Source organism: Lactococcus taiwanensis (assembly GCF_014905395.1).
GTDB classification, from domain to species: Bacteria; Bacillota; Bacilli; order Lactobacillales; family Streptococcaceae; genus Lactococcus; species Lactococcus taiwanensis.
In genome coordinates, this window is the sequence record NZ_BNDT01000004.1 from 1 (window position 1) to 19,031 (window position 19,031).

At 37.4% G+C, this 19,031-nt stretch carries 15 protein-coding genes and 1 pseudogene; 1 reads left to right on the forward strand and 15 read right to left on the reverse strand.

Annotated elements, in window-relative coordinates; translation table 11 throughout:
• From JKP71_RS05660 to JKP71_RS05680, 5 genes and pseudogenes are all read right to left on the reverse strand, one after another.
• Positions 1-93 (reverse strand): annotated as a pseudogene (locus JKP71_RS05660) (GlsB/YeaQ/YmgE family stress response membrane protein); the annotation flags it as partial.
• A gap of 197 nt (positions 94-290) precedes the next feature.
• On the reverse strand, positions 291-641 hold the full coding sequence (locus JKP71_RS05665; RefSeq protein ID WP_200407344.1) for a potassium channel family protein: 351 nt from the start codon (positions 639-641) through the stop codon (positions 291-293).
• Between the two features lie 241 nt (positions 642-882).
• Positions 883-1,149, reverse strand: coding sequence for a DUF1294 domain-containing protein (locus tag JKP71_RS05670; protein ID WP_200407345.1), 267 nt, complete (start codon positions 1,147-1,149; stop codon positions 883-885).
• 190 nt (positions 1,150-1,339) lie between these two features.
• Entirely contained in the window at positions 1,340-3,220 is a 1,881-nt protein-coding gene (locus JKP71_RS05675; protein ID WP_200407346.1) for an acyltransferase family protein, read from the reverse strand.
• A 330-nt stretch (positions 3,221-3,550) separates the two neighbouring features.
• Positions 3,551-4,141 (reverse strand): transglycosylase, encoded by a 591-nt coding sequence (locus JKP71_RS05680; RefSeq protein WP_075526153.1) that lies wholly within the window; start codon positions 4,139-4,141, stop codon positions 3,551-3,553.
• A gap of 764 nt (positions 4,142-4,905) precedes the next feature.
• On the opposite strand from JKP71_RS05680, the gene menA reads away from it, so the two are divergent.
• Positions 4,906-5,865, forward strand: coding sequence for a 1,4-dihydroxy-2-naphthoate polyprenyltransferase (gene menA / locus JKP71_RS05685; RefSeq protein WP_200407347.1), 960 nt, complete (start codon positions 4,906-4,908; stop codon positions 5,863-5,865).
• A 22-nt stretch (positions 5,866-5,887) separates the two neighbouring features.
• On the opposite strand, the gene JKP71_RS05690 is transcribed toward menA, so the two are convergent.
• The 10 genes from JKP71_RS05690 to JKP71_RS05735 form a co-directional block, all read right to left on the reverse strand.
• Complete coding sequence (locus tag JKP71_RS05690; protein WP_200407348.1) at positions 5,888-7,426, reverse strand: ClC family H(+)/Cl(-) exchange transporter; 1,539 nt, start codon at positions 7,424-7,426, stop codon at positions 5,888-5,890.
• The gene (locus JKP71_RS05695; protein WP_200407349.1) at positions 7,426-8,166 is read right to left on the reverse strand and encodes a demethylmenaquinone methyltransferase; all 741 of its coding nucleotides are present in this window, start codon (positions 8,164-8,166) and stop codon (positions 7,426-7,428) included. The genes JKP71_RS05690 and JKP71_RS05695 overlap by 1 nt, the downstream gene beginning before the upstream one ends.
• 239 nt (positions 8,167-8,405) lie before the next feature.
• Entirely contained in the window at positions 8,406-8,666 is a 261-nt protein-coding gene (locus JKP71_RS05700) for a SemiSWEET family transporter (protein WP_200407350.1), read from the reverse strand.
• A gap of 262 nt (positions 8,667-8,928) precedes the next feature.
• Positions 8,929-9,651, reverse strand: coding sequence for an SDR family oxidoreductase (locus JKP71_RS05705; RefSeq protein WP_200407351.1), 723 nt, complete (start codon positions 9,649-9,651; stop codon positions 8,929-8,931).
• Between the two features lie 226 nt (positions 9,652-9,877).
• Positions 9,878-10,171, reverse strand: a complete 294-nt coding sequence (locus JKP71_RS05710; protein WP_200407352.1) for a bacteriocin immunity family protein — start codon at positions 10,169-10,171, stop codon at positions 9,878-9,880.
• A gap of 161 nt (positions 10,172-10,332) precedes the next feature.
• Positions 10,333-13,038, reverse strand: coding sequence for a YhgE/Pip domain-containing protein (locus JKP71_RS05715; protein ID WP_200407353.1), 2,706 nt, complete (start codon positions 13,036-13,038; stop codon positions 10,333-10,335).
• A gap of 276 nt (positions 13,039-13,314) precedes the next feature.
• On the reverse strand, positions 13,315-14,748 hold the full coding sequence (locus JKP71_RS05720) for a 6-phospho-beta-glucosidase (protein ID WP_200407354.1): 1,434 nt from the start codon (positions 14,746-14,748) through the stop codon (positions 13,315-13,317).
• A gap of 99 nt (positions 14,749-14,847) precedes the next feature.
• Positions 14,848-16,779: a beta-glucoside-specific PTS transporter subunit IIABC gene (locus tag JKP71_RS05725; RefSeq protein ID WP_200407355.1), complete on the reverse strand. Its 1,932-nt coding sequence runs from the start codon at positions 16,777-16,779 to the stop codon at positions 14,848-14,850.
• 134 nt (positions 16,780-16,913) lie between these two features.
• Positions 16,914-17,180: a membrane protein insertion efficiency factor YidD gene (yidD, locus tag JKP71_RS05730; RefSeq protein WP_075526163.1), complete on the reverse strand. Its 267-nt coding sequence runs from the start codon at positions 17,178-17,180 to the stop codon at positions 16,914-16,916.
• A gap of 90 nt (positions 17,181-17,270) precedes the next feature.
• The gene (locus JKP71_RS05735) at positions 17,271-19,013 is read right to left on the reverse strand and encodes a 1-deoxy-D-xylulose-5-phosphate synthase (RefSeq protein ID WP_200407356.1); all 1,743 of its coding nucleotides are present in this window, start codon (positions 19,011-19,013) and stop codon (positions 17,271-17,273) included.
• Positions 19,014-19,031 lie beyond the last annotated feature (18 nt).

Here is a 19,031-nt window from a genome sequence, read left to right on the forward strand (position 1 = left end):
GATATTAGCGATCCAGCCCATCGATCCCCCTTTATTTGTGATTGCCCCTGCAATCAAACCAATAATAGCTCCTACTATTAACGACCAAATCATAAAATACCTCTTTCTAGTATGCACTGTCTTTTTAGGTAATTTATTGCATACATCTTTAATATTAATCTAACATAATAAGAAAACGTCTTCAAGAAATCTGACTCGCTTTTCTCTGTTTTAACATAATTCCAAAGAGTTACTGGTAATTTTAAACGTCCAATTTAAAATGTAAATAATTGTAAAAAAAAAAGAGTCAACTACTCTTTCGTATTTTTATGCTTGCGGTTGTGTGCAGAATAGACAAATGATTTCGCTATAACGGAAATAAACATGGCCATAAAACCGAGGCCTACGGTAGCGTAACACATCGTAAAGATTTTACCGATTGCTGTGATAGGGTGTAAATCTCCATAACCAATCGTTGTTAAAGTAATAAAACTCAGATACACTGCATCTAGTGGACTCATCTTCTCTACACTGGTGTAAAAAAGTGTTCCTATCCCTAAAGTAGCAATAATTAGGGCAAAGAGAGCTCGCGTATCTTTAGACTTAAAAATAAACTTAAAAGATTGAAATAATTCTTTTATTGATAATAATAACGAAAACATCCTTTTTTCCTTTATTGAAGTTAACTTTTATAGCAATTTTTTCTATAAGTCCATAAAATTTCCACTAAGGAGACTGAATTGGGACAAGAACTTCCAGCACGCGCTTATACCATAAATATGCTGCAAGGCTTATTAATAAAATAATTACTATAAAAACTACAAGATTCAACAAGAACGTAATGATCGGTTTGCGAGAAGAATGCATCTGATACCTCCTTTCTTTAATCATAATGTTGTATTTTTAGAGGTGAGCTAACCCTAGCATGATAATGAAATCAATGAGAAGACCAAACAGCCAAGTTATACGAAAATACCATTTCCTTGTCTTATGATGACAAAGCATACCAGCTAAAAAAGCCCCTACTCCTCCAGCGAGCAAAGCTGAGCTAATTAAAGTTTTTTCTGATATCCTCCACTGATGTAAGCGTGCCTTATGTTTATCAATAGCATAGATTATAAATACTAAGGCATTCCATAGTATCAGGAACAAAAATAAAATATCCTTCATTTTCTCTTTCTAAAGTAGCGGTTCAACTTTCTAGATAATTAAAATACTTTTCATTATGATAATAGTGACGTTATCTTTATAATACTCTATCCATTTAACCATAAGCCATAAAGGTCTGCAAGCTTTACATTTATTTCTTTTTCTAATAATCAAAGGGTAACCTACTTTAGATTACCCTTTGATTCGCCCTTTACTGGTCCATCTCTTCTAATATATACTTACCTATATACTCCGCTCCATAATATGAAGGATGATTGGTATAATCATACATGACGATGGAATTTATGGTAGAAGGTGAACTTTCTTTCACTCCATTTGAGAGTAGCGAACGAATATCAAGCACCTTTATATTCGCATCCGGATGCTGATTCAATGCTTTTTCAAAGAGCTTATTCATTGCATCAGAATACTTATTTAAACTCCTATCCGCAACACTATGTGAATTGTTCGCTGTATTAGTCATATAGATTTGGATGCCTTGATCTTGGAAAAAATGTATAAGTTTTGAAAATTGTACGAAGTATCTTTCCTCAAATTCTTCTGACGGGATACGAATTTTCACCCCATTAACAACCATAGTGGCCTGGTCAGCAAAACCAAATATTAAGAGGGCTTTTTTAGGGTGGTATTTATCAATTGCATCTTGCCAATAATTGAGATAACCTTGGAATGACTTGAACGCAGGGAGACTTTGTCCATCTGCTGAAATAAGATATTCAGGATCCATAATACTGCCATTCCCTACACCATAGACTAGAAGTTTATATTCATTACTATTGCTATCCTTCTGAGCTTGATTGATTCCAAAAGCGATACGACGAGACCATGAATCGCCGACAATGAGCAAAGGGGTCTTACCTTTTTCAATAATGGGATTAGTACCTACCCACTTTTCGGCTATTTCTGGTTGAGACGATACAATTCTCATTTTTGTTAAGGCGGGGGCAGATGTCCCCAAAATCATCAACAAAGGCAAAATTATAACAACTGAAAAAGCTATTTTTGATGTTTTAAACTTTATTAATTGTTCAAAAAGTTTGTTTGAAACAATAGCTACGGTTATAGAAAGTATCAATTGCAGTCCCATTAAAGCCAGGGTATTGCTAATTGTAATGCCTAAAATAGTTTGGATATTCGCCTGAGTGACAAAAACAATTACGGGAATGTGCCATAAGTACAGTGAATAGCTAATTTTCCCAAGATAGGTTAAAGGAGGTTGCTCTAATATCCATTTAAAAAGGTGCTTTCTATTAGTGATTGAAAAATAAAACATCAAAAAACCAATTAAAAGAGTGTAGGAGAGAAACATTCCCCTGAACAACTTCATGTCATTAAGTTTAAAGCAGAATGTTTCCAGCATCAGCACACACACTACCATATATGAAGGAATTATAAGTTTTTTAGATGAGAGTTCTTTATATTTAGATGACAATGCTGCAAAGATTCCGCCTATCAAAAATGAGGATATTCTGGAAAAAGTTGAATAATAAAGAGAGTTAAAATCAAAGTGAAAAGAACAATAGAATGTTGCCAAAACCAAAAAAGTGGTCAAAATTATTGTTGATCGGATATACTTTTCCCGGAAATTATTTTTTAACCTTTGAATATTAAAAACAAGATAGACGTAAAAAGGATAGACTAAATAAAATTGCATCTCAATAGCAATAGACCACATATGTAGCAAGGGTGATTTGGTACCTGATTCCCAATATCCGCTGTTATGTGCGATCTCATACCAATTAACCGCACCAATACTAGTGTAGAATAATTCCTGATGCACTCTATTAATTATGGGTATTACGGGCAAGTTTGTGAACACAAAAATGACTACTCCCAACATTACAATCATCGGAGGGTAAATACGTGAAATCCGTCGCCTAAAAAAAGAGAGCAAGTTAATATTATGGCTTTCACCTTGCTCAATTATTAAAAAGTGCGTGATAATATATCCTGATAGAACAAAAAATAGTTCTACACCCACAAAACCTTGCTTGAAAATCCCGAAATGAAAAAGAAGGACCATCAATACTGCTATACCTCGAAAACCATCTAAATACTTTATTCGCTTCATTACTAAATCCTCTTATTACAGTTATAAAGACGCTCAAGTTACTACTGTGTCTTTATTCTTATTCTATTATTATAAGATATTAGAATAAGAATTTAGATTTATTTTTTATCATGAAAAAGTCTAAATTTTGATTTTCTATCCTTAGTTATACCACCGAACATCTTCTAATTTAACTCCATAAGATTATTTCTAGTAACAGTTTTAAACAAAAAAACACCAACTCTTTTGGTGTTTTCATTATTGATTTTGCTGGAATAAACCAGCCCTAACATCTTATGAGCGGTTTTATATGACACACTTATTTTATTTAGAAGAGGTGCTCGTCAGCGCTTAATTATATACGACCCAGCTTCCTGCTGGAAGTTTACTTGCCATAGCAATTTGTTCGGCAAGAGTCATCCCTGAGTATTCACCATGTCCGAGCAGTTGGAAAGCTCCATAAGCCCCTGAACTAGCATTCACACTATTGACAAGACCATTAGATTCATGAGTAATGATATACGCCCACTCGCTTGCAGAGTATCCTGCAGCATTCGCTGTATTGCTTGCCATATAATTTGCTAATGCTTGAACATCAACTTGCCCAGATGTTTGGCTCAAATTAAGCCCACCCGCTGTAGTTGCTACAGATGTAGATGCAGCTTTAGTAGGTTGTGTTTCAACAGTGGTAGTTTTAGAAACAGTCGTTTTAGTAACTTTTCCTGTCAAAATATTATTGACTTCCGTTTGAATAGCTTGGGCATCCAACCCCTTTGCCTTCAAGTTGGTAATACGTGTATCACCATCACCGTAACTTCCGTTAATAACTTCTAACGCAACATCATGTGTTGATGTAGCAGGTGTATCTGCATGAGCGATACCGCCAACAAACATAAACGATGCAACTAAACCAGTTGAAATAGCAACTTTACTGAATTTCATTTAGACCTTTCGATTTCGCCACTAGGATTACTCCATAAGACTATCACAGCCCAGTCTGTACTCCATCATCATGGTTACTTCCCATACACATCATAAAGTCTATTAACGCTTGTGTAGGATTACCGTAAGCAGTTTAACGTCATTGCACGCTATGGACGTTAGCTTCTTTAAAAAGAAAATTTCTTAGCCTAAACTCTTAACCTCATTAAGCTAAATTTTCTCAGAAAGCTTTAAAAATGTAGTTTTTAAAATTAATATTTCGTATGAGGGCTTATTATAGTATCATTACCTTAACTAAAACTTAATCAAATTATGTATACTAAGTGTGCAATTTTTGCTTTTATGAATAGATATTCTTTTTATAACTTAAGGTTAATCGGAGACATGAGATTTTATCTGTTCCTTTACAATGTTTCCCATAATAGTCCTCTTCTACTAACATAAATTTCTCATTTATAGGTCTTTTTTTCATAAACTTCCAATATATATGCTTTTCATTAAATGATTGCAGAATGTTTTTCAAGTATACCCTCTCCTTACGTGCTTAATAATTCTCGTTTTATTAACATTTGTTAATACAAAATACCAGATATTGTGCTTTGTATTGATTGTTCACGCTTAATTAAGTATAATAAACTGTATGTGAGTAAGATAAAGATAACAAGTATTTGTCTATTTTCTCATTAACTCTCTCAAAGGCATTTAATATATAGAAAGAAAAATTTTCTATAAACTGTGTTCTTATTCAACAAAAAAGGATAATTATGAATTTTAAAATTTTTTTGGAACTCGTGGAAATTAAGACTAAAATTGCCAGTATCTTCCCTTTTATAATCGGTTTACTTTTCAGTTTGTGCTATTTTAACGAATTTGTTCCCCTCTTTACATTACTTTTTCTCCTAGCGATGCTTCTCTTTGATATGACCGTAACTGCTATTAATAACTATCAAGACTATGTCAAAGCCAAGGATGAGCATTATAAAAATGAACAAAATATTATTGGACAAGCCAATCTTTCACCCTCATTTGTTCGTAACCTGATTATTGTGATGCTTTTAATCAGCTTAAGCTTAGGGCTTAGCATCGCTTATTTCACAGGATGGCTCTTCTTGTTTGTGGGTGCCGTTGTATTTTTTATTGGTGTTTTTTATACATATGGTCCTATTCCGCTGTCGCGCATGCCTTTAGGAGAAATATTTTCTGGGGGAACAATGGGCTTGGGGATCTTTACAATGGTCGTTTTGATCAATACTAATTCCTCGCCCATCTTTAGATTTTCTATCAATTTTTCTCAAAACCGTTTTGCTTTAACAGGATCTATTTTTGCAGTATTTGCACTCATTATCGCAAGCCTCCCCCTCATTTTTACTATTGCGAACATTATGCTAGCCAACAACTTAAGAGATCTGGACACCGACATCAAAAATCACCGTTATACGCTCGTTTACTATATTGGAAGAGTCACTGGAATGAAACTTTTCCGAGTGTTGATGTATGGTTCTTATGTTGCCATCTTACTGGGATTGGTACTTCGACTTTTCGACTGGCCTATCTTAGTCACTTTCCTTACCTTTCCTCTCATTCAAAAGAATTTGAAAGCTCATGCCAAGGAGGTTCCTGCCCCCCATAGTTTTGTATATTCCTTAAAAAATATGGTCCTTTTTAATAGCAGCTATGCACTCGGTCTTCTTTTTTCTCTCATCTGGCAGAGTGTCATAAAATAAAAAAGTGGTTATAACCACTTTTTTATTTTTCAGTCAAAACTTTTCGAAGTTCTTCTCTTGCAAGAAGCTCATCCTCTCGTTTAATCAAAATAGTCAGGTAATCTCCCGCTTGGAGCTCCGTCTTTCCTTGAGGAATGATATCGCGGCCTGAGCGGTGAACTGAAACAAGTAAGCACCCTTCTGGAAGAGCAAGTTGGGCAACTGTCGAATGATCTGCGATAGAATCAAAAGGCACTATTGTTTCAAACATCATCTGTCCTTCTTCAACTTCCTGTTTTCCTTCACGGTCATCAAGCATTATTTCTAATAATGAATCATAGATAGGCGCAGCATGCAATAAGTCTGCAACGACATAGGCAACTAGTGAAACCAGAGCAAGTGGCAACAAATGATCAAACGATCCCGTCATTTCAACTAAAAGTAAAATACCTGTCATCGGGGCACGTACAATCGCGGTAAAGGTGCCAGCCATCGCCAGAATCACAAAATTTGCAAAGAGATGATGGGGCAGTTGAAAACCATTAATCACGATTGTAGCAAAGACAGCCCCAAGACTCGCTCCTAAAACTAATAAAGGAAAGAAAATTCCACCTGGAACACCAGAAGCGTAAGAAATCATCGAAATCACATACTTGCTAACTAAAATAACGCATAAAAAACCAAGTCCCATTCCAAAACTAAAGCGTTCCATTAAATGGTGTCCACTCCCGACCACAAGCGGAAAAATTAGGGCAGTGACTGCAACAACAGCAAAACTGATAAAAACTCTTAAAAATGAAGAATTAATCTTTTTCATTAACCCTTGACTTTTTAATAAAGTCCAGTTATAAAATGCTCCGAAGAACCCTAACACAACTCCTAAAAGAAGTAATAACCAATAATCAGACAGTTCGATTGAACCAACAATTTGAAAATGAAAGACTGGCTCAGCACCAAATATCAGTCTTGAAACCATATCAGCTACCATCGCTGAAGCCATACAAGTAACTAAAATAAGAGGAGAAAAGTACTTAAATACTTCCTCCAGTGTGAACATTACTCCAGAAAGGGGAGCATTAAAAGCCGCGGAAAGTCCAGCAGAAGCGCCTGAGGCAATAAGGATCCTTTTATGTCGCTCTGTTTCGGCTAAACGACTTGATACCATTTGCCCCATTGAAGCACCTAATTGGATAGAAGGGCCTTCTCTCCCTAAAGAGAGCCCTCCTAACATTGCCAGTGTTCCTGCAACGAACTTAGAAAAAGCTGTCGTGAACCAATTATTTTTAAAATAGCCCTGCAATTGACCCTTTACTTGGGGAATCCCTGAACCCGAACTCATGGGATAGCGCTTCATCAAAAAAGTAATCACTGCAGTGAGGAGAAGTAAGCCCAGAATAAGCAAAGGAAGCGTAAGCAACTGATGGCTTGTAAAGTTATAAATTTTTAAACCAAGGTTTTCTGCCTTTTCTAGTGCAAGGCGATAAAGACTCGTCAAAAAACCCGCAGATAACCCCACGAGTACGCTTAAGAACAGGAGATAAAGGTTTTTATTCGTTGATTTTTCAATATCTTTGAGTTTCATTACTTATTTCCAATGCGAATATTAGTTTTGGGTTTAGCTGATTTTGTAGCAAAATGAGTGGCTACTGCTCCCCCACCATGTCGTTTATACCGAACGCTGATAAAACCTGCTTCTTCAAACAGAGCCTTGAGCGTCTTAGCGTCAGGAAAATCTTGTGCAGATTTTTGTAACCATTGATATTCTTTTAAGGATTTTGCGAATAATTTTCCAAAAAGAGGCATGAGATGTTTGAAATAAAAATTGAAAGCTTGCTTATAGCCTGGTAAGTCAGGATGTGAGGTCTCAATACATACCGCCTTGCCTCCTGGTTTAAGCACTCGGTAAATTTCACGCAGGACAGTCAGATAATCAGGAGTGTTACGTAAACCATAGCCAATGGTAACAACATCAAAAGTGTTATTTTCAAAAGGAAGTGCCATTGCATTGCCTTGTAGCAAGGAGATGTTTTCTACCTTTTTTTGATTGATTTTTTCTTGAGCTACCTCTAGCATGTTTTCAGAAAAATCTAAGCCGACTACATGCCCTTTTTCCCCCACTGCTGTTGCTAAATCAAATGTCCAATCGCCTGTCCCGCAGCATAAATCCAGTGCTGACAGACCGGTAAGTGGCCCCATTTGCTTCATCGTAGCCGCCCGCCAAAGATCATGTTGTTTAAAACTGATAATGGCATTCATTTTATCATAATCTGCAGAAATATTATTAAATATCTCATGCACCCGTTCTTCATTCACTTTTGTCATATATTTAGTATACCATACTCAATCAATAGGATACAATATCACTTCTCTAATAGGAATTTTGAGTTTGTGGAGAAAAATTCTGGGTAAGAATCCGAATATTTACTTAGCGCGTCACTAAAATCATCACTCATTAATTTTGATATCTCCGTAGGATAGTTCTTAAAAAGTGAGTTTTTTAAATAAAAAATCTGTCCCTACGGACAGAAATAAAGACGACTTTAAAGAGTTAAGTTACTTTCTTACAAAGCTGTAAAAAAGGTGAACAAACCGAAGATAATCCCAGGAAAATTAGCTGTTGCTAAGGCCAAGTCTTTTGGTTTCTTCCAAACGCCATAAATCACCCACAGCGTACAATTGATTGCTGCTACCAAAGGTTGGATAGGATTTCCCTTCACCCCACTAAGGTTATTAGCAATTTGAGGAAGATATGACACATACATCATTACGGACATACCAGTAGCTATCCAGCTAAGATATTTAATAAATTTTTCTTGATCCATCTACTATTTTCCTCTCTATTTATTCAAAGAGTTCCGGAGCGTACACCACTAAACTAATAAATAATTTTCAAGTGTGTTGCCTACGCTCTTTTCAACATTCAAAATGTTTGTTATTACATTATAACATACCTCAACATTTGTACGTTTAAAATGGATAAGTCTCTTTGACTAAGCTACCTTCTAGATGAATGTTTCTTATTATATTTATATAGGATCGCTATCATCCCACTCATTCATTTTTCAATAATACAGTCTCGTGAAATTATAGCTGTATTTTTCCTATTATTCTAAGGAGCTTACTCATTCCAGGAAGAATCAAAAGTTTATCTCTTTTAAGGCCAGTAATCATCGTCTGTACTACTTTCTCTATAGGCATTTGTGGGATTCTGTCGACTTGTGCATTATCTTCTTCTGATCCGCTAAACATTGGCTTATCGGTTCGTGGTGGGGCAAGCTCAAAAATTTTGACGTTTGTCTTTTTTAACTGTTTACGAAGGCTCTGCGTATACGAATGCAGACCTAATTTGGAAGCACTATAAAGCGGTGCTTTATCAAACGGAAAATAAGCAATTCCACTGGTAACATTTAAAATAGCACTATTTTTTTGACGTAAAATATGAGGGAGAAAGGTCTGAATCATAAGTATAGGACCGGCTAGATTGGTTGTTATCTCATCTGTCAAAATTTCCATTTTAGCTGACGTAAATTGAATAGATTTCATTAAGCCCGCATTATTAATTAAGATATTTAGTTTAGGAAAATCTTTTATCAAGCGATCATAAAGAGAATGAATGGAAGTGACATCAGTCACATCAAGGGGATAAACATTTAGAGAAGGATACATCTTTTTTACACTTTCCATCTTCTCTTTATTTCTTCCTGTTACAATGACAGTGTTGTCTAAATTCATGAGTTGTTTAGCCATTTCTAGCCCAATTCCAGAAGTCGCCCCTGTGATTAAAATCGTATTATTTTTGAGTTCCATATCTTTTCCTTTCAAGAAAATCCACAACCTTAGGTTATAAATCAAAGATATTATAACCTAAATTGACAATATTTTCAAGGAAATACTCATAGGGTTCAGATTTTTTGTTTTCTTAAGCTAATCGGTCATTCTAAACTTTTATCAAAAATTATTGTCTAATCCTATCCATTAAAGCCCAAGTGTAAGTTTCAAAAAAGTTACTGACAGCTCTGTCAGTAACTTTGACTCATTCTTCTTTAGTTTGATAATTAGAAAATCCGTGTGTAGTCCCAGCGGTCCCAGGACCCACACGCATTCTCTGGCGCGCCGCCTCAGCAAACTCTACCACGGGTTTTGACTGAGGAAGATACATAAGCTGTTTAAAAAGTTCACTGAGCACTGGATCAAAAGCTTTTCCTGCTTCAATTTTATCCCTCGCCCCTTTAAACAAAGTACGCTCTTTGACTGAAGTTTGCGGGTTTAGCAAAACGTTATAGAGCAACTCATACAACTGCTCTTGTTGCTTGTTTAAGTTTGTCATTTTTTAGAAGACGTTGGTCTCCATTCACTTCCCTTCTGTATATCTGCTTTCACTCAAGCCCTTCTACGGTTTAATTTTACTGCAAACGTTCTCAAAAGTAAAGCTGATGGGAGTAAAAAAGTTACTGACAGCTCTGTCAGTAACTTTTTAAGATTTTTCCATTAATGGAAGAGATGACTTTGACGAGAAAGTTCGGCAATTTTTTTCGTTCTTTCCTCAAAGTGAGGGAAGAGCAGAGCACCAATGACAAGGAAAACCACAGCTACAGCCACTAAAATGACGATAGCAAACCAGGCATTTGGCCAATAAATCCCCCCTGCCGACTCGCGCAACAAGTTAACCGCATGAGTAAATGGAAGATAAGGATTGATGGCCTGGAAGAATTTTCCTGAAACCTGAATAGGATAATTCCCACCCCCACCAGAGATAGAGAGTACGAGGATAATAATCGCAATCCCTTTCCCGATATTACCAAAAAGAGCGACAAGCACATAGACCATAATCATAAAGGTTATCGCAATCAATAAGGCAAAGAGGACACTGTAAAATGGAGCCCGCACATCAACACCCAAGGCGAAATAATTTCCTAAAGTAACAATGAGCGCTTGTCCCAAGCCCATAACGATGAAAGTTAGCATCCGTGCAAAGAATTGCTCCCGTTTGGAGTAGCGTTTTTTATCTTTATCACGCAGGTAAACCTCAGTCGTCGCCACACTTGAAAAGAGGACCGCACCGACCCAAAGACAGAGTGCAGTATAAAATGGTGTGCTGGCTGAACCATTATTTGCAATAGGATAAATCGTATTTTCTTGAACTTCCACAGGCTGTGTCAAAAACTCACTTTCTTTTGTTGCATCAAGTTTAAGGAGTTTGACAAGTTCGCCAAGATCGACTTCTTTTTCACCTTTTTTAATTGCGGTAGCGGCCTTTTGAATCCCTTTTTTGATATTTGGCCAATCATTTTGTATTAAATCATTGGCTTGGTTCAAGGCGGCTTCGACATCTGGCATTTTTTCATTCAGGGTAGTTAATGTATTGGTTAGATCATTTCTGATCCCTGCATAATCATTTTGGAAGAAATTAGCGGCAAGTCCCAACTTGTTTTTAACCAGTGGAAACTCATTTTGATAAAGTGAGGCCCCTTCATTGATGGCACTGACAATCTTATCCATATTGCCATTTAACATCGTATTGGCATCATGAACCTCTTGCTTAATAGCCGGCATTTCTGCTTGGTATTTTTCCAAAATCGTGATTGCATTTGACACAGTTTTATTCGTTGCATTTAACAAAGACTCAAAATCAATCTGTTGGGCCTTGTTCAGTAGACCTTGAGCATCCGTAATCGTCGTCATTAATTTTGTAATAACTTGATTTAAGGTCTCTGTGATACTTTCTACATTAATTTGTCCGACGAGATTAGAAATATTGGTAGCCACTGTACTGATTTCACCAAGATATTCATCAACCGCAGAAACATTTCCATTTTGAACGAGCGTGTTAAGGTGTTCCATCCGTTGGCTCAAATCTCCCAACAAATTATCTGCACTTTGTAAATTTTTGATTGCAGCATCCAGTTCGGTACTTCCTGTACTTTCTTGCACTTGCTGAAGATAATCAACCAAACCTTTTATTGCTTGGCGTTGCTGCTCAATTTTTGCAATAGACTGGTTAATGAGATCACGAATATCTTGCTTTTCTTGATCCGACAATTGATTATCATCTATCGCTTGCTGAATGGTTGAGATAATTGATGAAGTATCAGTAGCAAACGTTTGAATGGATTGAAGCGTAATTTTTACACTATTTGTGACACTTGGTAAGGCTTCTTGGAGTTTTTTGGCTCCTTGAAGTGTTGTTGTTCCAAGATCATTTGCTTCGTCTCCCAACCTTTGAATATCTGGAAGGGATTGTTGAACTTGTTGGATAATCGTCAAGCCTTCTTTAGCTTCTTGAATCCCTTCGGTCATGGTTTGTTCAACAGAAGCAAAATCTTCATCAATCATGGCTAGTTGCTGCCCAGCATTTTGTATTTCCGGAATTTTTTCTTGTAAAGTTAGAATTACACCAAGTTGTTCATTAATCTCTGGCATCTTGCCATTCAGCGCAACAATTTTTGTACCCAAAGCATCCACATCAGGTAAATATTTTGTAAATTCATTCGCTTTAGCTAATTTTTCCTTTAACTCTGGCACCTTACCATGCAGCTCCACCACTTGTTTAGTGTAGTTATCGATTGTACCTAAATTATCATTTGTAGTCAAAATAGCACTTTTAACTTTTTGAATGCTGACCATATTTTTATCAAGGTCGTAACCGATGTTATTGAACACTTTTAGTAAAGTACTACTTGCTGTCTGTATAAACTCTTCAGAGATTTGGCTTTGTAAAGATGTGGCGCCCTTTTCGGTAATCTTTGGGGCAATGGCATTAATCTTCTCATTAATAGAGTAAACAATTTGAGGCTTTTTAATATCCCCAGTCGTAAAGCTAAGCAAATCTTTGGAAAAATCCTTGGGTAGGTATATCCCTGCATAATATTTTCCAGACTTCACTCCTTTATCAAGTTGTGCCTTAGAATCTACAAAGCGCCAACCTAACTGATGATTTTTTTTGAGGTTCTTGAGAACCTCATCACCAATATTAATGCTTTTGTCTTCAAATTTCTGTGTTTTATCTTCACTGTAGACAGCGATAGGTAATTGGGAAGTATTCGCATAAGGATCCCAGAGGGCCTTAATATTAAACCAAGCATATAATGAAGGAACAATCATCAAAGCCACCACTAAAAATATAGCGATGGGATTTTTGAATATTCTCTTCCAATCTATAACAAATAATTTCCAAGTATTTTTTAAATGTTTCACAGGTGCTCCTTTTCTGTCTTATTCCTCATCGTTGTATGAGGTGGATCAGTTTTCCATTGCTTAATTTTTAAAGCGTCTTTTTGACATTAATTTTTAAAATTACAATAAACGATTGTAGCATATTTTGGACACCTTGTCCATCATGACTCGACTACAAATTTCTTTAACCTGTCTAAAAATTATAGCATGTTTTACCCTTTCCCTCAGAAAAAGTACTCTTAAGATGACTTAATAAGTTTAAAAAAGCGGGGATAATAAGTCCCTCGCTTTTTAAATTTATTCATTGGTCAAATCTTCGCCATTGGTGGCAATCACTTTTTTATACCATTCAAAAGATTTCTTAGGTGTTCGTTTTAAGGTGCCCTCTCCAGAATCATCGCGGTCGACATAAATAAAGCCATATCGCTTACTCATTTCACCCGTTCCTGCAGACACTAGGTCAATACATCCCCAAGAAGTATAGCCCATTAATTCCACACCGTCTAACTCAACTGCTTTTTTCATTTCCTTAATGTGAGCAGCCATGTAAGCAATCCGGTAATCATCTGTCACAAAACCATCACTATCTGGTTTATCGATTGCACCTAGGCCATTTTCAACGATAAATAAAGGTTTTTGATAACGATCATAAATCGTATTCATCGTAATTCGAAGACCCAGAGGATCAATCTGCCATCCCCACTCACTCGCTTCAAGATACGGATTCGTAACCGATTCAAAGATATTGCCAGCTGATTTGTCCGCATCTTGCTCTGCCACTTTAGCGACACGGCTCGCATAATAGCTAAAGGAAACAAAGTCAACTGTATTTTTTGCTAGTAGTTCTAAATCTCCCGGTTGAATAGGTAATTCAATCTCTTCACGTTCTAGTCGCTTCAGGAGGTAATTTGGGTATTTTCCTCGTGATTGCACATCGATGAAAAAGAGATTGTCATGATTTTGTTGCTGAGCTTCAAAGACATTTTCAGGATGACAATCGTAAGGATAATAATCTCCTGCCGCTAGCATGCAACCAATTTTATTTTCTGAGTCAATCTCATGTCCAATCTTTGTCGCTAATGCTGAAGCCAAGAGTTCATGATGTGCAGCCAAATATTTAGCTTGCTCCTTATTTTCTCCTTCTTCAAAGACTAGGCCAGCTCCCATAAAAGGTGCATGTAAAAGCATATTAATTTCATTAAAAGTCAACCAGTAATGGACTAAGCCCTTATAACGTGTAAACAAGGTACGCGCCAGATTTTCGTAAAAGTCAACCATCTTGCGGTTGCGCCAACCACCATACGCTTTAATGAGGTGTATTGGGCAATCAAAGTGTGTGATAGTAACCAGCGGCTCAATGCCTAATCGTTGACACTCTTTAAAGATTTCTTCATAAAAAGCTAGTCCTTCTTCATTTGGCTCTTTCTCATCGCCTTGAGGAAAAATCCGCGTCCAAGCGATAGACATCCGATAAATCTTAAAACCCATTTCTGCAAATAATGCGAGGTCTTCTTTCCAGTGATGGTACATATCAATAGCTTCCTTGGCGGGATAAAAATGCTGGTCATCAAAATCGAGATGTTTCATTTCACCCGTGATAATGGGAAAACGATCCTTTCCATGTGGAACAACATCCACATTGGCAAGTCCTCGTCCACCCAGATTATAGCCGCCTTCACACTGGTTGGCTGCGGTTGCACCGCCCCAAAGAAAATCTTTACTAAATGGCATACATAGCTCCTTTTTAATATAAATATAAAGTGGTTCTAACAAAAGAAGAAAGAGGTGATAGAACGCTTCTTTCTTCATTGTAACATTTTTTGGGTCCGCTTACAACGCTTTTTGTGAAGCGGTTTCAATTATTTTATCATCATGTGAGAGGTAGGTTTTAACCTCAGAATAATCTTGAGAATTAGTCAGAATCACGGGCGTTTCAGTCACATAACCAGCAGCTTCGATGGCTTCTCGATCGAATTTTATGAGTAAATCTCCTTTATGAATCTGATCGCCTGATTGGACAAAAGTTTCATAATGTTTTCCTCCTAATTCTACAGTGTTCATTCCAATGTGAATGAGCAACTCTGCACCGTTATTAGATCGGATCCCGATCGCATGTCCTGTCGGGAATATCGTCACTACTTCCCCATCAAAAGGGGCGAAGACTTCACCTTTTTGAGGAAGGACGATAACTCCTTGTTCCATTGCACCGCTAGAAAATAGTTCATCGGATCCCTCATGTAAAGCTTTAATTTCACCAGGAACAGGTGTATCAAAACTTTCGCTAGCCAATGCAGCTTGGAGTGGCGAGTGATTAAAGTGCCATGATTTTGGATTTTTTGTCTTCACTTTTTCATTTCCTTCAGCCGTTTCACTGTAGAATAACCAAGTTAGAGCAAAGGCTACAAGCATTGAGACAGCAATAGCCATGATGGCACTCCATACAAACGCTAGGTTTCCATCTGGTGAGATGAAATTCGGTAAACCAAAGATTCCTAACCCTCCGAGCGTATAAAAACCAGAATTTGCCATTCCTAAGATTGCTCCACCGGCCGCTCCTCCTATCATAGAGTATAAAAATGCGCTTTTTCTCTTGAGAGTTAGACCGTAGATTGCGGGTTCAGTAACGCCAGCAAGCCCTGAGATCATCGCTGGAATACCTAGCGTTTTTAATCCCTTATCATTTTTTCTAAATTTTAACCAGAGTGCAAAAACTACAGCTACTTGGGCAAAAGATGCACCAAATGTTCCTGCAAGCATTTGTGTAAAGCCTTCTGCTCCCACTTGCACTAACGCTACTGAAACCACTGCCCAATGTAACCCAAAAATTACTAAAACCTGCCAGAGCAAACCAAGGAGCGCCATAAAGATAATCGGATTAAAGGCGAGTAAGTTTTGGAACCCCGTACTAAGTAAATCTGTAGCAACATTAAGTGTTGGTCCAATTAGAAGGAGGGCAAGAGGTGCTGCAATGAGTAGTGTAAAGAAAGGTACAAAGAAAGTTTGCAACATTTCTGGAATGATTTTCTTTGCCCGTCTCTGAATGATACTCGCAAACCAAACCGTAAAGAGGATCGGTACCACTGTACCAGAGTAATTTTGGGCGATTATTGGCAAGCCCAAGAAAGTTGAGAAATAATTGCTCTCAATAATCGTCCCTGAAAAAAGACTTCCAATGGGTGTACTTCCTTCAAATGCTGAAAGCTGGATTGATGGATACATCATTATCATCCCTAAAACCAATCCGATGAATTCGTTAAGTTTGAATTTACGGGCGGCTGTAAGTCCAACAACAAGCGGAAGGAATGTAAAAATCGCATCTCCAACCGCATTGAGTAAAACCGAAGTCCCATCTGTAGCTGCTACAAGATTAAAGGCGATAAGCATCGCATTCAACCCTTTGATCATCCCACCAGCGGCAAGTACCCCAAGGAAGGGCTGGAAGGAACCTGAAATAATATCAATCAACCGATTAAAGGGTGACATTTTTTCAACTTCTTCCTCGTCAGAAGCATCTGTTCCTGTAAGTTTGATGACTTCTTCATAAACCTGTGCCACATGATTACCAATAACCACTTGATATTGTCCGCCTGCTTGCATCACAGTAACAACGCCATCTAGATCCTCGAGATAAGGGGTATCCGCTTTGGCTACATCCTTAAGCTTAAATCGCAACCGAGTGATACAATGACCTACTGAGTTGACATTTGCTCTGCCTCCGACATTTTTCACAATGTCCCGTGCAAGTGTTTCGTATTTTCCCATTTTTCATACCTCCTTGGGATTCTTTGGGTCTATATAAAACGACCGCTCTATGTTTTCGCTTTCTTTTTACTCTTTCAGTATAACTCATTTTTTTCTCATTTCGTAATGATATTATTAGCAAAAAAAAACAAACCTCATTTTTGAGATTTGTTTTTTGTAGGTTCGCTCCAGTTTCGTCGGAGACTAAAATGATTTGGAACTAAATCATAACCCGGTGTACAAAAAGGATGGCAACGTAATATTCTTGCTGTTCCCATTGCTAAGCCTTTGGCAGGGCCATGTTTATCAATCGCCTCAATCATATAATTTGAACAGGTAGGGTAATAACGACAGGCTGGAGGTAATATTGGTGAAATCCAGCGCTGATAGCCCTGTACAGTTTTTACTAATATTTTTCTCATTTTTCACTTTCATCAGTTACTGACAGTTCTGTCAGTAACTTAATTTTTAAAAGCGATGCTTACGAATAACCGCTTGTTTTATCTCCGGCTTTATTTTAGAAGTTTAAGGATATCGGCAGCTATCAGTTCTGGTGTCAAATGATAACGGTCATAAAGTTCACTGACCGGCACGGAATCATTGAACTCACGTTTCGCTCCATAGTTTAAAACCTTAACATCGTATTTGCCAAGGAAAGAAGCTACTTTTTGCCCAAAGCCTCCATCCAGGATTCCATCTTCAAGCGTCACGATCACCTCATGGTTTTCAGTCAATTTATCCAAAAAGTCTTCATCAAGATCATTGATAAACAAAGGGTTCACTAACGTTGGATGGATCCCTTTTTCAGCAAGCTTAGCAGCTACTTTTTCGCCATGTGAATAAAGTCCACCAAGTGCTAAGAGCGCCACTTTTTCACCTGCTTTTTCAAGTTGATAAGTACTTTCTGAGAAATCAGTCAATACAGTCGTTCTTGATTCAACCCCATGCTCTGGAAGTTGAATGACAACAGGCTCTTCATGTTGGGCCAAAGCCCAATCCAAAATTGCCGTAAACTCTTCTTGAGAAGTTGGTGCTAAATATTTCAGATTAGGAATATTAGAAATCCAAGTCATCGCTGATGAGCCTTGGTGAGTTTCATCAGATCCCGAAATTACTCCACCTTTGACAATAATAATCGCTGGCTCTTTGTTGATGGCAATGTCATGCCAAAGTTGGTCATAAGCGCGTTGCAAGAAAGTAGAATTATGGAAAATAATCGGACGAACACCCTCTGTAGCCATCGCTCCGCCAAAAGTAATTGTAAATTGTTCAGCGATCCCCGCATCAATATAACGTTCAGGGTATTTTGCTGCAAATTGTTTTAAGCCAAAAATACCTGGTATTGCCGCATTAATTGCAACAAGTGGAATGCCTTCTGAAAGTTTTTGATCCATATAATCTAACATGATGCTCGTGTAAGATTTACCAGCAGGAGTTGCTTTCAAAGCTCCTGTTTCGAGTTCAAAAGCACCGCGCCAGTGGAAAGCTTCTTTATTTTCAGTAGCAGGAAGATAACCCCGCCCTTTTTCCGTATGAATGTGTAGGACAATCGGATGGTCGATTCCTTTTACTTCTTCAAAGAGTGAAATTAATGCTTCAAGATCATTCCCTTCTTCCAGGTACTTGTAATCTAAACCAAATGACTTAAACAAGTTATTTTCAGCTTGTCCCTTTGTAGCACGTAATTCAGCTAGATTGCGGTAAAGTCCACCATGATTTTCGGCAATAGACATTTGGTTATCGTTTACAATAATAATAAGATTTCCATCAAAGTCACCGGCATTATTGAGTGCTTCCATTGCAAGACCACCAGAGAGAGAACCATCACCAATAATAGCAATACGGTCGCCCTTCCCATTTGTCAGATCACGCGCTTTTGCCAAACCCAGTGCATTAGCAATAGATGTTGAAGTATGGCCTACTGTAAAGAAATCATGTTCTGACTCATTTTGGTTTGTATAAGGCGTGATATCATGAAAATGTCCGTCTGTAAAACCTACTTTTCGACCTGTCAGAATCTTATGGGGATAAGTTTGATGTGAAACATCCCAGACAAATTTATCCACAGGTGAATCAAAAACTTTATGTAAAGCAATAGTCAGCTCAGTCACTCCAAGATTTGGACCGACGTGTCCTCCTACATTTGATACTTTATGCAGGACAGTTTGACGTACTTCTTGCGCCAACTCTACCAACTCTTGACTGGTCAACTTTTTAACATCTTTAGGTGAATTAATACGATCTAAAATCGCCATTTTTTCCTCTTTCTAACA

Excerpts from the sequence above, each read along its gene's own strand:
- JKP71_RS05665 (WP_200407344.1), bottom strand. The coding sequence starts at position 641 with ATGTTTTCGTTATTATTATCAATAAAAGAATTATTTCAATCTTTTAAG.
- JKP71_RS05670 (WP_200407345.1), bottom strand. The coding sequence starts at position 1,149 with ATGAAGGATATTTTATTTTTGTTCCTGATACTATGGAATGCCTTAGTA.
- JKP71_RS05675 (WP_200407346.1), bottom strand. The coding sequence starts at position 3,220 with ATGAAGCGAATAAAGTATTTAGATGGTTTTCGAGGTATAGCAGTATTG.
- JKP71_RS05680 (WP_075526153.1), bottom strand. The coding sequence starts at position 4,141 with ATGAAATTCAGTAAAGTTGCTATTTCAACTGGTTTAGTTGCATCGTTT.
- menA (WP_200407347.1), top strand. The coding sequence starts at position 4,906 with ATGAATTTTAAAATTTTTTTGGAACTCGTGGAAATTAAGACTAAAATT.
- JKP71_RS05690 (WP_200407348.1), bottom strand. The coding sequence starts at position 7,426 with ATGAAACTCAAAGATATTGAAAAATCAACGAATAAAAACCTTTATCTC.
- JKP71_RS05695 (WP_200407349.1), bottom strand. The coding sequence starts at position 8,166 with ATGACAAAAGTGAATGAAGAACGGGTGCATGAGATATTTAATAATATT.
- JKP71_RS05700 (WP_200407350.1), bottom strand. The coding sequence starts at position 8,666 with ATGGATCAAGAAAAATTTATTAAATATCTTAGCTGGATAGCTACTGGT.
- JKP71_RS05705 (WP_200407351.1), bottom strand. The coding sequence starts at position 9,651 with ATGGAACTCAAAAATAATACGATTTTAATCACAGGGGCGACTTCTGGA.
- JKP71_RS05710 (WP_200407352.1), bottom strand. The coding sequence starts at position 10,171 with ATGACAAACTTAAACAAGCAACAAGAGCAGTTGTATGAGTTGCTCTAT.
- JKP71_RS05720 (WP_200407354.1), bottom strand. The coding sequence starts at position 14,748 with ATGCCATTTAGTAAAGATTTTCTTTGGGGCGGTGCAACCGCAGCCAAC.
- JKP71_RS05725 (WP_200407355.1), bottom strand. The coding sequence starts at position 16,779 with ATGGGAAAATACGAAACACTTGCACGGGACATTGTGAAAAATGTCGGA.
- yidD (WP_075526163.1), bottom strand. The coding sequence starts at position 17,180 with ATGAGAAAAATATTAGTAAAAACTGTACAGGGCTATCAGCGCTGGATT.
- JKP71_RS05735 (WP_200407356.1), bottom strand. The coding sequence starts at position 19,013 with ATGGCGATTTTAGATCGTATTAATTCACCTAAAGATGTTAAAAAGTTG.